Below are 15325 nucleotides of genomic sequence, written 5' to 3' on the forward strand. Positions count from 1 at the left end.
CCATCTCGTGGGTCAAAATTCGCTGAAAACTACAGACCTAGGTGGGTCAATTCCGGGTGAACGTCAACATTGCCTAACAACTCGTAACTCGTGATAGTTGACTCCCCATTACTGCAACCGATAGGTGCGGCTCTTGCTGACGCGAACGCCAGACGCAGACCACGAGGTTTTGCGAGGTGCGCAAGCAGTTCTGCCTTGGTGCGATCGAGATAAACGCTACCGATCGAAGACACACGATCAATGTGGACGCCTGGCAACGCTCGGAACTGAGCGAGCAGATAGTCAGGAAGTGGACCCGGAAGACCCGCGCACAACAGGCAGAACTTTGTCATCTACTTCTCCCGTGGGCATTATGCTCATACTGAGAGATGGCTACGACAACGAAAATCCGGCAAAGCTGTTACAAGCTTTCGAGACCCCGGCGACACATCGATATCAAAAATCCCTGAAACTTTCTAATACATTACTGTTTGCGCGAAAAACGCTCAACAATTCCTCGTTTTGTCTCTGGATCAAACATCAACCATTGTTAGAAGCCGGATCTCAGAGACCGTGTCATCCAATTTTGGATAGAATCGCGCGAGCGACTCTTCGTCGCATTGGCTGACCGTCGCCGGCGTTGCGTCTTTGGCGGTCGAACCTGAGAGACAAGGAACAAAAATGGTTCTTCCACCCGTCGATCCCGCGGGATCGCAGGCAACCACGCTCTACGAGTCGATACATCGGGGCTTGATGCAGCACGAGCGACTGCTCATGTTCCGTTCCCAATTGGGGGCGCAGACCCTCATCCCCGTGCGAGCGAAGGGGTGGTCTAGAGTCGGGCGGGGCTATCGCTGGGTGGTCGACGTCGTATCGCTGCGCGACGATATCGACAATCTGGAGCTCGAGCATCAGCCAGTCACGCTGTTTGTCCAGCAGACCTCAACGCCTTTTGCCGAATCAACTTATCGGCCGATTCATGGCTTCGTACATAAATTCCATACGCTAGGGCAAGATGGAAATCTGACCGTTTACCAAGTTGAATTCGAGTCAGCGCTGTTCTTTCTTGGCAAGGCGAGCAAGAACGACCAATGGTTCAACAAAAGCGCGCAGGACATTCTCTCCGAATTACTGAGTGCTTACCCGCAACTTGCAGGGCGAGTGCGCTTCGCCCTGGCGGATGAGCCACGCGTCCGATCGTACACACGCCAGAGTGAATCGGATCTGAACTTCTTCCATCGGATTCTCGAGGACGAGGGGTGGTACTTCTATTTCGAACATGCACCCGTCCAGTATGAAAACGATCCGCGTGTGTCGACACTTGTTGTTGTCGACCGGCTTTCCGCCTTACCTGAAGCGAAGCCGATCGAATTTCGCAACGCTGCAATTGGCAACGAGGTAGACGGCCTTACGCAATGGGCTGTGACGCAAACCGCACAAAGCCTCGCCTACGCGACAACCTCCTTCAATTACAAGAATCCGCAACAGAATTATTCCGTGCGCAGCGACCTTGGCGACAGCGCAATCACCTACATGACGGAAGAAAGACGTCAGCAAGTGAAGCGCGAAGTCCCGTATGCGCCGATGATCGTGCGCGAAGCACTGTCGTATGCCTATCCGACCTCGGACGACGGGCGACGACGCGCTTCCAATCGCACTCAGGCTTGGACTTCTGCAGCTCGCCGATACATCGGCCTCGGGGGGGTGCGATGGCTCGATGCTGGTTCGCGTTTCACCCTCGAACACCATACGCGGCACATGACGGTCGATCCGAGCCTTCGGGAGTTCATGGCCGTCGAGGTTGAATGGTTCATTGAGAACAATGTGCCGCTATCCAATCACGCCGCGACGTATCCACTGAGTTTACAGAGCACATTGTCGGACTTGCACCGGGACCACGGCAGTCAGTTTGACTCACGGGCCAATTCCGTCGACGGCCTAGCCGGCGTCTACCTGGTGAAAGTGGAATCGCAGCGCACCAACATCGAGTACCGCAGTCCGTTCGAGCACAAGAAGCCGCCGATGCATGCCGAGCACGCGCTCGTGAGCGGCCCGGATAACGAAGAGGCATGGGCAGACGAGCGCAATCGTATCTTCGTGGTCTATCCGTGGGACCAGCGCAGCGGAACTGACGTCACGCAAACATCACCGCCGCTGCTGGTGATGCAGGCGGACACCGGATATGGATACGGTGGCGTGCATGTGCCACGCAAAAACGAGTGGGTGCTGGTCGACTATTTTCAGGGCGATTGCGATCGACCCTATGTACTAGGACGTCTGCCGTCCCAGACAACGCCGCCCCAGTGGCATAGCAACGTCCTGCTATCTGGCCTCATGTCGAGTGGCTTCGGCAAAAGCGGCGCATACAATGCGTTCGTGCACGACGATTCGACGCATCAAGGTGCTACGCGACTGATCACCTACACGGGTAAGGTCGGAAACAGCTACAGCCTGTATCACCAAGGGGTCCTGATCGACCATGCGGGCAATAACAACACGCGGGGCCGCTACCTGGGCAAGGGAGCATTGCTGCATACCGATGATTATCTCGGTATGCGGGCGAATCGCGGTGCATATATCGGAACGCATCCGAAGGCGCACAACGATGATCAGCTCGACGTCAAGGAAGCGCAGGGCCAATTGATCGGCGCGGAGAGCATTGTTGATACGCTTTCGAACGTCGGCGTCCAGCACCACGCAGACAGCCTGAAAGAGAGCCACGATTCGCTCAAGCTGTTCACTGATGCCACCCAGCTGTCTGAGACACCGGAAGCTGGGGGCGGCCGCACGGCAGGGGGCGGGACAGGTAGCGCGAATGCGTTCAAGAAGGCGATTTTACTGCTCGCCAGCCCGTTCGGCGTCGGCACGTCTACGCAAGACTCGCTGCACATGACGGCAGATCGCCATATCAATTTGGTCAGCGGCCTGAACACGCATATCGGATCAGCAGGAGCATTCATCGTCAATGCCGCCAAGGCGATTGGCATGTTCTCGCAGACGGCGATCAGGCTGTTCACCAAGGGACCCGTGCAGATCCAGTCCCATGACGCAAATGTCGAGGTGATCGCCAAAGCAGTGCTCAAACTGTTAGCGCAAGGCGACATCGAGATCGCGGCGGGTGGAAAGCTGGTGCTCACAGCGGGTGGCGCTTCGATCACGCTTGAAGGCGGCAACATCCGCGGGCATGCCCCCGGGATCGTCGAGTTCAAGGGTGCGCAGCATTCGTTCAGTGGGCCGGCCAGCATGCGCTATTCCATCCCACCACTTCCAGTGAGTACGCTGCCGCAGAACCTTACCCACGAATATACGCAGAGTTTCGACGTATCATCGGTCATCGCAAATCTCGGTGTCGGGGAAGCGCTGCACGCGCAGACTTATCGCATTTATCTGCCTGACGGAACGCTGCAGCAGCAGGGTGGGCTACTCGATGGTGAAACAGCGACCGTCCGCACGCCGACGTCAACAAAAGTGAAGTGTGAGATCGGTGGTGGCGACTGGCATGCGGTTGAAGATGCTTACGACCATGAAGAGCAGGACGACGATGCGAGCGACGACCCGGTCGATGAGCAACAGGAAACTTGACCGATTGAACCTCTGACATCACCGAAATCGATAGGGAGAATAAGTGTCGAACGCACAACCCGCCGACGCCCCGGCCCCGAAGGCAAAGGCCCAACCCACTGCATCCGTGGCAGTGACCGTAGTTTTCCGCGACGTACTTCGAAAGCCCATCGAAGGCCTGTCCGTCCAGTTGAAGGCTGGCAAAAACTCCCCTCCTTCCCCCGTGTGGCAAACCGGTCCCGACCCGACGACCGTCCAAGAGGCACCGCCCGTTCAAAACAGTGTGCCACCGGTGTCGCCGGCATCTGGTGCTGCGGCTGCCCCGCCAGCCTCTGCGTCCGCAGCAACAGCGTCACCACCTCAGGCAGCTGCGCCGGCGGCAGCATCCAGCTCATCGGGGTCGCCTACACAAGCGCCATCCGGTAGCAAAGTCGAGCCGGCGGCTCCGCCCTCACCTCCTGTTTCGGACAACAAGACGGAAGCAACTACCGACAAGGATGGCTTTGCGGTGACTATCACCAATGCCGCTCGCAACCAGCCGATCGATGTGTTCGTCAAGAATGGGCGAGGAGAGTACGCCTGGAAAGCCACGATTGTCCCGAAGAAGGATATCAGCGCATTCACGATTGTCAGTCCGGAATATCACCTGGAGGCAACCACGCAGCTCACACCGAAGGACGAGTTCGAGCAGAATCTCAGTCTTCCCGTTGTGAATGAGGGGGAGGTCATGACCATCGAGAGGTTGGTCCATGATTTCGGCCCATATATCGGGTGGACTCAGAAGGTCACGGAGCAAGGTCGGGTTAACAAAGATTTTCCCAAGAAGAATAAAGAAGTTTCTGTGGACCCCAAGACTCACAAGAAAAAAACCAAAACCACAATTGAACACCACTACAAGGTGGTTGACACCGGAAAGCCAAACACCGTTGCATTAAGTGTATTTGGCTCCAAATTAAACTACCCCAAACCGGAAGTGTTTTCAGATGCGCAGATGCAGCATATGGCTACCGAGCTCAATGTTGAGATCGCAGCCATTAGGGCAATCGTCCAGCAGGAATCTAAGGGACATCCCTATTTGGAAAATGGATTGCCTCCGATCTTATACGAGCGCACACATTTCTATGACCTTTCGGTTCAGAAAATAGCCGATGCAGCGGCTGCGGCCGAGAAAGCCGAGAAAAAAGATAAAAAAGCCAAGGGAAAGAAAAAGAAGGCGGTCGAAATTACAAACCCCTATCCTGCCTATCCAGACCTGTGCTGGCCAAAAAGCGGACCTTACGGTGCAGACGGCCTTGGTCAGTATGAGAGGCTTGTGCGTGCGAGCGCTCTTGACTTTGAGATTGCGTTGAAAGCCACTTCCTGGGGTGGATTCCAAATTCTTGGCGAAAACTTCAATGCGATCGGATATGCGACCGTCTTCGAATTTGTCAACGAATTTATGTCGGGAACAGACGGTCAGGTTAAGATTTTTATCGCGTTTATGAAGAAAGTGAAGCCGCAAGCTCTTGAGGGACTTCGCGAACACGACTGGGTAAAAGTTGCCAAAGGCTACAATGGGAAATATTGGGAAACGACCAATCCGGAGTATGCCAAAAATCTTGGAAAATTCTATGATTCATTTAAGTAAGAAGTTGCTATTCGCCACGACGTTATTAGTGTCCAGCGCTGCATTTGCCGGGAGCGCCGTACTTTTTCAGCAACCCTACTTACTGGCGTTCGTAAGCTCCAATCATGTAAGTGGAATTTACTCCCGAATTGGCGAAAATGGTTCATGCTACTTTTTGTTTTATGGCGATCTTGACAAAAAATATCCGGACCGAGCCAACTACTCCACTTTCAAGATCAACACATTTCTTAGCGGGGACAAGCTTCTTGATTTTTCAAACCGAGACAAGGATTACGACATAGACGGCTATTTGTACAAGAAAGATGAGGGTTGGGTTATTAGAACTGTGAGCCCGCAGGCAGGCTGCAGCAGTGCGCAGGGCATTTTCTCTGCAGACCCGCCAGATATTGCAGCGAAGGAATTTTTCACTTCAAATGAAATTCCGGCCGTAGGCATCCGGCTGGTCACCAACAAGTCCTCCTTTTACGCACTAAAAGGCAGCGAATTTATCGCGAAAAATTCTTACCTTGTGAATGGTGATGCCGTTGTTGTACTGAAAGTGCGTGGCGAATTCTCATATATCCGTTACGTCGATACGGGACCGAAGTTTGATGGCCGAGTAACTTTCGGGTGGCTGCGATCAAAGGACTTGGTTGACCCATTTCCGCACCGAGCGGAATGAAAGCGACGCTGGCGACTGTCCCTGAACCGGAAGTAGTCCCGGTCGGAAGTAGAGATTTCCGGCTTGGTTGAGTTGCCAGGCGAGGCGGTTTCCCTTGCCTGACGGGCGAATTCGGCGGGTGTCATCCACTGCAATGCAGAGTGGGGACGAACCTCGTTATAGTACGTGCGCCAGTCGTCAATTTTGCTCTGCGCGTCTGCCAATGACAAGAACCAATGCGCATTCAGGCATTCCTGCCGGAAGCGTCCATTGAAGCTTTCGACCTTGGCGTTGTCCGTGGGCGTGCCCGGTCGGCTGAAATCCAGTTCAACGCCATGTTCGTACGCCCAGCGATCCATTGCCTTCGAGATGAACTTGCTCCCATTGTCGACCTTGATGGTGGCAGGGTGTCCGCGCATGGCGGTAATACGCATCAACGCTTCGACCACGTGTTCACCCTTCAGACTTTGGCCGACCTCGATGGCCAGGCATTCCCGTGTGTAGTTGTCGACGACGGTCAGTGTCCGAAGACGCCTTCCATCGAACAGTGCATCGGCAACGAAATGGGTGCAGGAGCGCAAGATGCTTGACGAAGTGCGCAAACGATTCGAAGCGCAACTCGGGCCGCTGACCGCCCTGCCCGAGGCTCGGGCGAGCGACAAATGCGTGCGGCTCCGGAATTTCCTGCATCGATTCCACAAACCCGTCTCCCAACCTGAACGTGAAGGTCTGGCGGCAGCCGTCTGGACGATCGGTTTCAATCCACACCTCGTTGACGCTCCACACGTGACTGTGCCGGCCTTGTCGATACAGGCGGAAGCGAGGCGGCACGTCATCCTCGAACACTTCGAGACGCACGACACCATGCCCCATATCGATCAGCTTGGCCTCGTCATCGTGATCGTCAACCAACTGTGCCGAGCCGTTTCTCGTATTCGAGTATCACGCATCATTCCCGAACTCGTCGCGCCCCAACAATCAACCCTTGGATACCTTACTTGATCTTGACGACGACCTTGCCCTTAGCGCGTCCTTGGGCCAGGTATTCAAGCGCTTCCTTTGCCTGTTCAAACGGAAATACCTTGTCAATCACAGGATGGACACGTTCTGACTTGAGCAGTTTGCCAATCTCGGCGAGTTGAGCACCGTCGGGGCGTACGAAGAGAAATGAGTAGGTGACGTCCCGCTTTCTCGCAAGACGCATGATCTTGCGGCTCATTAGGCCGAACACAAACTTCAGGACGAAGTTCAGCCCGCGAGCGCGGGCGAACGCTGCGTCCAGCGGCCCGATAAGAGAGACGATCTTCCCTCCCGGCCTCAGGATTCCTACCGATTTTTCAACCGCGTCACCCCTGATCGTGCCAAGCACCACATCGTAGTCACGCAGCACCTTCTCGAACGCTTGCTTCTTGTAGTCGATTGCTTCGTCCGCGCCCAAGCTTGTCACCAACGGGATATTACCCGTGCTGGTATTGGTTCCCACCTTAGCGCCAAAATATTTGGCCAGTTGGATCGCAAATGTTCCAATACCGCCGGACCCCGCAGGAATGAATACCTTCTGACCCGGCTGAAGATTGGCACGCTCCTTCAGTGCTTGCCATGAAGTGAGCCCGACCATTGGAACTGAGGCGGCCTGCACGAAGTCCAGATTAACCGGCTTCGGGGCTGCAGCGCTCTCCGGTACCACTGCATACTCGGCGATAGATCCTCTTCCAAGGTCGAACAGATTTGCAAAGATGGCGTCGCCTTTCTTGAAGCGAGTGACGCGGCTACCAACATCGATCACAATGCCAGCCAGATCGCTACCCATGATGGCGGGCAGTTGGAACTTCAAGACGGGTTTGAACATTCCCGTTGGAATCATGTTGTCGATCGGGTTCACCCCCGCGGCGTGAACCTCAACCAGCAGTTCGTCGGGCTTTAGCGTGGGGCGCGGAACTTCGGCGAACCCAATCTCGGGTGATTTGCCATAGCGTTTGAATGTGAGTGCTTTCATGTTGCTCTTGCTCCGATGTTGCGTTGTATTGTGAAGGCGCTGAACTGAGCCGCGCTCACGCCCACGCGACGAATTTTGGTCGAGCATCATGCGTGCTCTGCTGGGGTTCTCGAGAAACTTCATACGCCACTGGTCCACAAAGTATTCATTGCGATAGAAACTCCAGTGCCGTGGGTACGAAGTTGATGTAATGCTGGAAGATTCCACCGTGGCCAGCGTCCTGATAAATGACGAGTTGCGCCTGGGGGATGCGGCGGGCCATATCGTGGCTGAGCGCGGTGGGTACCATGATGTCGTTATCCCCATTGGCGATCAGGACAGGCATGGGCAGACTGGCGAGGTCCTGTGGCGCCTGCCGGCCCCAAGCCTTGATCGCCTTGAGTTGACGAAGGAAGGCGCGAGGTGTCGGCCCCTTGTCGCGGCCAGCCTTGCGTTCCTTCAACCGCTTCAAGAAGGCGCTTGCCGCCCGCCGGCCATTGGTTGTGGAGGTGAAGAACAGATAGGCCTTCGGATCGCGTAGCGTGAGCAGGCCTTTGAGCATGAGTGGCCAGGACACGACACCAACACGATCGATACCGTGACCGCCGGCGGGACCCGTGCCCGTGAGGATGAGCTTGCGCACCAGGCCTGGCGCCTTGAGAGCCACGTCCTGCGCCACGAAGCCGCCAAGCGAGAAGCCGAGCAGATCGACTTGATCGAAACCCATTGCGCGAATCAGTGCGATGGTGTCGCGCGCCATCTCGTCCACGGTCACCGGCGCGATGCCACCGGATAAGCCAATTCCTCGATAGTCGATGGCGATAACGCGATGCTTGTGAGCCAAGCCATCGACGATGCGCGGGTCGAAGTTGTCCAGCACGGCACCCCAATGGTTTAGTAAGACTAAAGGAATGCCACCGTACGGACCCGGTTCACGGTAGGCGAAGGTGGTTCCAGCCGCCTTGACGAACTTGTTCGGTGCCCGTGCATACGACGTTGCCGATTGGGTGTCTGGGTTGATGCTCTTCATCATCGACTCCTTGGGTGCTACTTTCATATGTCGAGCATCATGCTGACGGGTAAAAAAAAGCGGTCGGACTTCAATCCGCGCCGCAAGCAAGATGCTCGAGTGCTGCTTCGAGCATCGATTCGGACAACGGCTCTTCGTCGACTGCGCGCGCCAGAATCACGGCCCCAATCATCGTTGCTGCGGTCGCCAGGGCACGCTTGTGCGCATCGGGCTCGCCCCAATCGGCCGATTGGCGAGAGACGACTTCGATCATTTCTTTGATGCGGCGCGTAATTGCGCGTCGTACCGCCGGCGCCTGACGCGGCATTTCCGTGCCGAGGGCGGCGATTGGGCAACCGGCCTCCGGGTTCTTCACGTGCTCCTTGGACAGATAAGCTCGCAGGAGCGCCCGCAGGGAATGCTCGGCGGGCACGGCTGCCGCACAGCGCAAAAAGGTGGCGATGGCATCGGCACCGGCACGATCCGCCAACTCGACCAGCATGGCCTCTCTCGAGGCGAAATGCCCATAAAACCCGCCGTGGGTGAGGCCCGCGTGCTTCATGATGTCGGCAATGGCGACGCCGTCATACCCGCTGCGGCGGATCACGCGCGCGCCCGCGTCGACGATGCGCTCGTGCGTGGCTTCCTTGGATCGGGTGGTGGATCGTTTCATATGACGTTCATCAGCGATGAGTTTCTGATCGCAAGCCCTCGGCACTCAATTGCGCGCCCGCAGACGCCGCGTGCGAAACGTTCCCCAGCCGCTGCTGAAAGCAGACTTCAAGAATGCTGCAAGCCCGCCCTCGTCGGGGCGCGGCTTTCTACCCCTCGCAATGCGCTTGAGCTGGCGCGTGTACCACAGCACCTCCATGATTCCGAGGCGATCGACAGCCTTGAGGCCGGTACTGATCGGGTGCACCTGCTGCAGGCTATCGCGCCCTTGAAGCAAGGCGGCGGGGGCATCGGGATCGATCGCGAGCAGCCGCGCCAAGCCCACCATATCCAGCGCGCTGGAGTGCAGCGCCGCGTTCATCCCGGCAGCGGTGCGGAAACCACCGGTCACCATGAGTGGCACTTTGACTGCTGCGCGCACCTTCTGGGCAAAATCAAGGAAGTAGGCTTCGCGGGCCGCGGTGGATTCCTTCTTCGGTTCTTGCATCGCCCCGCTCATGGCAGGCGCCTCATAGGTACCGCCGGAAATCTCGATCAGGTCGATCCCCGCATCGCTCAACGCGCGGATTGTCTCGATCGATTCCTCTTCCGTAAAACCACCGCGCTGGAAGTCGGCCGAATTGAGCTTGATTCCCACCGGGAAGTCCGGGCCGACCTGCCGGCGGATTTCCGCATATACGGCCAGTACGAAGCGGCGCCGCTTCTCGGGACTGCCGCCCCATTCGTCGCTGCGGCGGTTGTGGTGCGGAGAAAGAAATTGGCTGATCAGATAACCGTGTGCTCCATGGATCTCTACGCCACTGAACCCGGCCTTCTTGCAAATAGCCGCGCTGCGCCCGAAGCGTTCGATGATGTCTTGAATCTCGGACGTGGTCGCTTCGCGCGGTGTCTCGAAGAATGCCGCCATGTCCTCGCGGAAAGGAACCGCAGAGGGCGCCAGGTTGAAGGCATTCAAACCCTTGGTCGATTGCTTTCCAGGATGGTTAAGCTGCACCCAGATCGACGCCCCTTGCGCGGTTGCAGCCTCCGCCCACTGGCGCAGCACGGGCAAGTCTGCCTCGTCTTCGATCACGACATTCCCGGGCTCGCCCAAGGCGCGGCGGTCTATCATCACATTGCCTGTCATGATCAGTCCGAGCCCCGAGGCAGCCCAGCGTCGGTACAACTGCACCAGGTCCAGAGTTGGGCGATTATCGTAGGTGCCCAGGGTCTCACTCATGGCGGCCTTGGCGAGCCGGTTACGCAGAGCGCTGCCATTGGGCAGGTGCAGTGGCTGGTTCAGCAGATCTGGTTTCATGGCAACTCAGAAGACGGTGCGGTCGTAAGGCAAGACGACTTTCGGAGGCTGCAGGAACGCCGTAAGGCCCTGGAACCACAACACTTCCCGGAAGTCGCCACTGATGGTCAGGTCTTTACTGCCCACCCCCCTGAGGAAAGCCGCTTGCGCATCCTTGGCCGACAGAATCTCGAAGCCTTTGGCGGCACTCGTAAAGGTGAGCGTGAATCGAGGAGTCGCTGCCAGTCCCGCAAACGATCGGACGGTGCCATCTTTGATAACAAAGTAGCGCCCGGCACCCGAAACCGTACGAATCTGGAATACCAGGCTCTTGGACGCGACGTAGCGTGCGGCGTTGGCGTCGCTCCTGATCTTGCGTCTCAGCATCTGGGCGAATGCCCACAACAGGAACTTGAACTTAAGCATTTCGGGCATCCTTTTGACTTGAGAAAAGTGCGTTCGGACTATGACGACCGTCGCGTCACTCGCTCAGGAACTGAACTGCGTGACCCAGGAAGCGTTGCGGGTACTGGAACTGCGCGGCGTGGCCGGCGTCCGGGTAAATGAACAACTGGGCATTTGGCAGGTTGCGAGCCATGTAGAAGGAGTTAACCGTCGGGACCATCACGTCGTTCACGCCATTGAGGATGAACGTAGGCTGTCGGATGCCGCGCAGATACGCGAAAGGATCGTCTTCCGAGAGCCTCGGCATGTACAGCATGTTGGCCTCGATCTGTGCGATCGAGACCTCCGGCGAGGATGGCGGATCTTGGTCGGCTCGCATATGACGCCGTTCCCAGAACTCCCTTGCTGCCTGCTCGGCCTCTGCTGATCGGCCGAAGAACAGGTAGAGGAAGTCTTCGAACACCGGGACCGGATTGACCGCTGTGGGCAATACGCGCGGCTCCATTTCCGGATTACCCCCGCGCGGCCCGGTGCCGAGCAGCATCAGCTTGCGCACGAGCTTGGGATGGCGCCAGGTCAGGTCCAGCGCCTGAAACCCGCCCAACGAAAAGCCCAGAACGTCGATTTGCTGCAAGCCGAGTGCGCGAACGAAGGCCGCTGCGTCATCGGCCATGTCCTCAATGCGAGTTCGTGGTTGCCCGCCGGAGGAAGCGATGCCGCGACCGTTGTAGAGAATAACTTCGCGGCTTTCGGCAAGACCGTCCGTCATCAGTGGATCCCAGTTGTCCATGCCGCCGCGGAAGTGCTGCAGGAACAGTAACGGCGGCTGCGAAGAGTCTGCCTTACCCCAGCGGCGGTAGGCGAATCGAGTACCTTCGACATCCACGAAGCGCGTGGGTGTAGTGATATGGTTGTCAGTCATGTTTTCACCTATTGAGGACATGTGTCGAGATGTCGGTCTCGTCGCCGCAGCTTCGCAGCTTCAATGCGCCAGAAATGCCAAACACTTGTGGCGCAAAGTCCTCGTGGTATGGGTCGCTCCGCCGTTTGCTGCAATTGCTTTACTGACCACGGTGACCCTGAAACAACCAGAGGGTGCAGTGTCGGGATGCAAGAAACGGCTTTTTACAGATCAAGTACAGCCTGACTCTCGCCAAAGGCTGAAACGGCAATAGTCAGGCGTTAAGCTGATAGCGCTCGGCCGCGTGTGCTTGTCGAATGTCCGATAACAGTCCCTGGCGAGCGCCATCCAGCGCGTCCCACCGCCCGGCTACGTGCAGCGGCGGGATCGTGACCAGTTCGCGACGGTCGAACCCGATCAGTGCCGCATCAACCAACTCTCCGACTTCCATCACCTCGGGCAGCGTGTTCACGTCGACCCCGGCGCGCTCCCAGATCTCCGTGCGCGTCGCCGCCGGCAGTACGGCTTGCACGTACACCCCCTTGGGCGACAACTCGAGGTTCAGGCCCTGCGACAGGAACAGCACGAATGCCTTGGTCGCGCCGTAGATCGACATGCCGAACTCGGGCGCGAAACCCACCACCGAGCCAATGTTGACGATCGAGCCATTACCGGACTGCACAAAACGTGGCGCGACCGCGGCTGCAAGCCTCGTCAGCGCCGTCGTGTTGAGCGTGATCAGGCGTTCGATGCTGTCAGGGGTTTGCTGCAGGAAGCCGCCCGGCTGAGCCACGCCGGCATTGTTGATCAGAATTCCTATTCGATCGTCATCGCGCAGACGAGCCTCGAGCGCGGACAGATCGGTGGACTGGGTCAGGTCGGACTGCAGCACTTCTACGGCCACACCGCTTTCCTCACGCAGGCGCGCTGCCAAGGCATCAAGTCGCGCCTTGTCACGGGCGACAAGGACGAGGTCATGGCCACGCCGAGCGAAGCGCTCGGCATAGGTGGCACCGATGCCGCTGGAGGCGCCGGTGATGAGGACTGTCGGAAGCGTGGTCATGGGTACTTTCCTTTGCAAGGGTTCTTCTGGCGGAGGCTCAGTCAAGGGTGCGGGCCTTAGCTGGAGATCGTCGGGTAATCGATGTAGCCCGCCGCGCCGCCGCCATAGAGCGTCGCCGGGTTGAGCTGCGTCAGGGGTGCGCCGTGCTTCAGGCGTTCGACCAGGTCCGGGTTGCTGATAAACGGACGGCCGAACGCGAACAAGTCGGCTCTGCCCTCATTGAGTTGAGTAGTGGCGAATTCCACGTCGTAGCCGTTGTTGGCCAGATAGGTCTGCTTGAAAAGGCGGCGCAGCGCGTCATAGTCGAACGCCGCCACATCGCGTGGGCCGCCAGTCGCGCCTTCGACCACGTGCAAATAGACGATGCCCTGGGCGCTGAGCTGTTCGGCGATGTAGTCGTACTGCGCTTGCGGATCGCTGCAGGAAATGCCGTTGGCCGGCGAAACGGGCGAGATGCGCACGCCAGTGCGTTCGGCGCCGATTTCCTTGACCACTGCGGTGACCACTTCCAGCAGCAGGCGCGCACGGTTCTCGATCGAGCCGCCGTAGTCGTCGGTGCGCTGGTTGGCTCCGTCCTTGATGAACTGCTCCAGCAAATATCCGTTGGCGCCGTGAATTTCCACGCCGTCGAAACCGGCGGCAATAGCGTTGGCCGCAGCCTGTCGAAAGTCGCTCACGATGCCCGGCAGCTCGGCGAGTTCCAGGGCGCGCGGCTCGGACACGTCGGCAAATCCGTTGTTGACGAAGGTTTTCGTCTCGGCGCGGATGGCGGAAGGCGCGACCGGCGCCGTACCGCCAGGTTGCAGGTCAGTGTGCGAGACGCGGCCCACATGCCAGAGCTGCACGAAGATGCGTCCACCCTTGGCATGCACGGCGTCCGTGACCTTACGCCAGCCAGCGATCTGCTCGGGCGTGTACAGGCCGGGAGTGTCCTGATAGCCCTGGGCCTGGGCCGAAACCTGAGTGGCCTCGGTGATGATCAGGCCGGCCGAGGCGCGCTGGGCGTAGTAGGTCGCGGCAAGCTCGCTGGGCACCAGCCCGGCGCCGGCACGGTTGCGGGTCAGCGGTGCCATGACGATGCGATTGGTGAGCGTCAGGCCGCCGAGGGCGTACGGCTCGAAAAGCGTTTTCTCTGACATGTCGTTCCGGAGTCGGGTGGTGGGAATGGCTTAATGATGACGATCATAATCTAACGTGTCAAGGCTTTGATGACGACCGACATCAATGTATAGTCAGGCCATCAGACAGGAACGCGCCCACGGAGAGGAAAAGTGAAAGTCACCAAGGCACAGGCACAGGCCAACCGGGCCCACGTTGTTGAAACAGCGTCGACGCTATTCAGGGAGCGCGGTTTTGATGGGGTCGGAGTCGCTGATCTGATGGGCGCAGCTGGGTTCACCCACGGCGGCTTCTACAAGCACTTCAGCTCAAAGGCCGATCTGATGGCGGAATCGGCGGCCTGCGGCATGGCGCAGACCGTTGCGCTGTCGGCTGGGGTGGACGCATCGGAGTTCGTGCGACTGTATCTCGCGCGCGAGCACCGCGACTCGCGCGCAACCGGCTGCACGATGGCTGCGCTGGGTGGGGATGCCGCGCGTCAACCCGAAGCGGTCCGGGCCACATTCGCGGACGGCATCGAAAGGCTGCTGGCGGCGCTAAGCCAAGAACGAGGTTCGTCAGACGGCGCAGACTCGGCGGAGGCGCGAGCCAACTGCCTCGACATCATGGCGCATGCGGTCGGCGCCATTGTGTTGTCGCGCGCGTGCCCGGATGATTCCCCACTGGCCGACGAAATCCTGACGGTATGCCGCGACAAGATTCTCGCGACCCTGGGCCCGTCCGCGACAGCGCGCGAACCGGGCCGCAATCATGGTAACGACAGCTCCGCCAAGTCAAATTGACACCGGGCGCCGATGGCCGCCGTGGAAGGTGTTGGAGTTCATGGAATACAAGGGCTCCGACAACTGATGTTCCCTGCGGGGCCGACTATCGTTCTCTTCTTTTATCATTCGGCTCCAAACCGTCCATGACCCACGCGTGGATAGCCGTTAACGTTCCAAGATCAAGGTCTTTGGCGTCGGTCGCGCCGAAATATTGAACCCATTTTTTAAATATATCGGCCTGCCTCTCGGCAGATATGTGACGACGAGAAGTGTCAGTCATGTTGGCGTCCTTATGATTGGTGCTGTTCGAGCGCCCTTGTGGGCGCTATCTTCA

13 protein-coding genes and 1 pseudogene are annotated in these 15325 nt (G+C 58.1%); 4 read left to right on the forward strand and 10 right to left on the reverse strand.

The window, feature by feature from the left end; all coding sequences use genetic code 11:
* The first annotated feature begins 660 nt into the window (after positions 1–660).
* From BFF94_RS05180 to BFF94_RS05190, 3 genes are read left to right on the forward strand one after another with little or no spacing between them, the layout of a single operon-like run.
* Positions 661–3561 carry a type VI secretion system Vgr family protein gene (locus tag BFF94_RS05180; protein WP_128841562.1) on the forward strand — a complete coding sequence of 967 codons (2901 nt, stop codon included), beginning with the start codon at positions 661–663 and terminating at the stop codon, positions 3559–3561.
* A gap of 43 nt (positions 3562–3604) precedes the next feature.
* Positions 3605–5167 carry an N-acetylmuramidase family protein gene (locus BFF94_RS05185; protein ID WP_246637228.1) on the forward strand — a complete coding sequence of 521 codons (1563 nt, stop codon included), beginning with the start codon at positions 3605–3607 and terminating at the stop codon, positions 5165–5167.
* The gene (locus BFF94_RS05190; RefSeq protein WP_128841563.1) at positions 5151–5828 is read left to right on the forward strand and encodes a hypothetical protein; all 678 of its coding nucleotides are present in this window, start codon (positions 5151–5153) and stop codon (positions 5826–5828) included. Before BFF94_RS05185 ends, BFF94_RS05190 begins: the two co-directional genes overlap by 17 nt.
* Before the next feature lie 50 nt (positions 5829–5878).
* On the opposite strand, the pseudogene BFF94_RS05195 reads toward BFF94_RS05190, so the two are convergent.
* From BFF94_RS05195 to BFF94_RS05240, 9 genes and pseudogenes are all read right to left on the reverse strand, one after another.
* Positions 5879–6529, reverse strand: a pseudogene (locus BFF94_RS05195) (IS3 family transposase); the annotation flags it as partial.
* Positions 6530–6801: 272 nt separating this feature from the next.
* Positions 6802–7803, reverse strand: a complete 1002-nt coding sequence (locus BFF94_RS05205; RefSeq protein WP_128841564.1) for an NADP-dependent oxidoreductase — start codon at positions 7801–7803, stop codon at positions 6802–6804.
* 145 nt (positions 7804–7948) lie between these two features.
* Positions 7949–8812, reverse strand: coding sequence for an alpha/beta fold hydrolase (locus BFF94_RS05210; protein ID WP_128841565.1), 864 nt, complete (start codon positions 8810–8812; stop codon positions 7949–7951).
* A 70-nt stretch (positions 8813–8882) separates the two neighbouring features.
* Complete coding sequence (locus BFF94_RS05215) at positions 8883–9464, reverse strand: TetR/AcrR family transcriptional regulator (protein ID WP_128841566.1); 582 nt, start codon at positions 9462–9464, stop codon at positions 8883–8885.
* Between the two features lie 45 nt (positions 9465–9509).
* Positions 9510–10760, reverse strand: a complete 1251-nt coding sequence (locus BFF94_RS05220) for an NADH:flavin oxidoreductase/NADH oxidase family protein (RefSeq protein WP_128841567.1) — start codon at positions 10758–10760, stop codon at positions 9510–9512.
* A gap of 6 nt (positions 10761–10766) precedes the next feature.
* A complete protein-coding gene (locus BFF94_RS05225) occupies positions 10767–11165 on the reverse strand; it encodes a helicase (protein WP_128841568.1) in 399 nt (132 codons plus the stop codon).
* Positions 11166–11220: 55 nt separating this feature from the next.
* Complete coding sequence (locus BFF94_RS05230) at positions 11221–12066, reverse strand: alpha/beta fold hydrolase (RefSeq protein ID WP_128841569.1); 846 nt, start codon at positions 12064–12066, stop codon at positions 11221–11223.
* 253 nt (positions 12067–12319) lie between these two features.
* Positions 12320–13108, reverse strand: coding sequence for an SDR family NAD(P)-dependent oxidoreductase (locus tag BFF94_RS05235; RefSeq protein WP_128841570.1), 789 nt, complete (start codon positions 13106–13108; stop codon positions 12320–12322).
* A gap of 56 nt (positions 13109–13164) precedes the next feature.
* Entirely contained in the window at positions 13165–14247 is a 1083-nt protein-coding gene (locus tag BFF94_RS05240; RefSeq protein WP_128841571.1) for an alkene reductase, read from the reverse strand.
* 132 nt (positions 14248–14379) lie between these two features.
* Here BFF94_RS05240 and BFF94_RS05245 point away from each other — a divergent pair, with 132 nt between their 5' ends.
* Positions 14380–15009 carry a TetR/AcrR family transcriptional regulator gene (locus tag BFF94_RS05245; protein WP_128841572.1) on the forward strand — a complete coding sequence of 210 codons (630 nt, stop codon included), beginning with the start codon at positions 14380–14382 and terminating at the stop codon, positions 15007–15009.
* Between the two features lie 85 nt (positions 15010–15094).
* Here BFF94_RS05245 and BFF94_RS05250 read toward each other — a convergent pair whose 3' ends face one another.
* Entirely contained in the window at positions 15095–15271 is a 177-nt protein-coding gene (locus BFF94_RS05250; RefSeq protein WP_158061887.1) for a hypothetical protein, read from the reverse strand.
* Positions 15272–15325 lie beyond the last annotated feature (54 nt).

Source organism: Burkholderia catarinensis (assembly GCF_001883705.2).
Taxonomy (GTDB): domain Bacteria; phylum Pseudomonadota; class Gammaproteobacteria; order Burkholderiales; family Burkholderiaceae; genus Burkholderia; species Burkholderia catarinensis.

Bases quoted from the DNA above. Each gene is read 5' to 3' on its own strand.
- BFF94_RS05190 (WP_128841563.1), top strand. From the start codon at position 5,151: ATGATTCATTTAAGTAAGAAGTTGCTATTCGCCACGACGTTATTAGTG.
- BFF94_RS05240 (WP_128841571.1), bottom strand. From the start codon at position 14,247: ATGTCAGAGAAAACGCTTTTCGAGCCGTACGCCCTCGGCGGCCTGACG.
- BFF94_RS05225 (WP_128841568.1), bottom strand. From the start codon at position 11,165: ATGCTTAAGTTCAAGTTCCTGTTGTGGGCATTCGCCCAGATGCTGAGA.
- BFF94_RS05250 (WP_158061887.1), bottom strand. From the start codon at position 15,271: ATGACTGACACTTCTCGTCGTCACATATCTGCCGAGAGGCAGGCCGAT.
- BFF94_RS05220 (WP_128841567.1), bottom strand. From the start codon at position 10,760: ATGAAACCAGATCTGCTGAACCAGCCACTGCACCTGCCCAATGGCAGC.
- BFF94_RS05215 (WP_128841566.1), bottom strand. From the start codon at position 9,464: ATGAAACGATCCACCACCCGATCCAAGGAAGCCACGCACGAGCGCATC.
- BFF94_RS05230 (WP_128841569.1), bottom strand. From the start codon at position 12,066: ATGACTGACAACCATATCACTACACCCACGCGCTTCGTGGATGTCGAA.
- BFF94_RS05235 (WP_128841570.1), bottom strand. From the start codon at position 13,108: ATGACCACGCTTCCGACAGTCCTCATCACCGGCGCCTCCAGCGGCATC.
- BFF94_RS05210 (WP_128841565.1), bottom strand. From the start codon at position 8,812: ATGAAGAGCATCAACCCAGACACCCAATCGGCAACGTCGTATGCACGG.
- BFF94_RS05180 (WP_128841562.1), top strand. From the start codon at position 661: ATGGTTCTTCCACCCGTCGATCCCGCGGGATCGCAGGCAACCACGCTC.
- BFF94_RS05205 (WP_128841564.1), bottom strand. From the start codon at position 7,803: ATGAAAGCACTCACATTCAAACGCTATGGCAAATCACCCGAGATTGGG.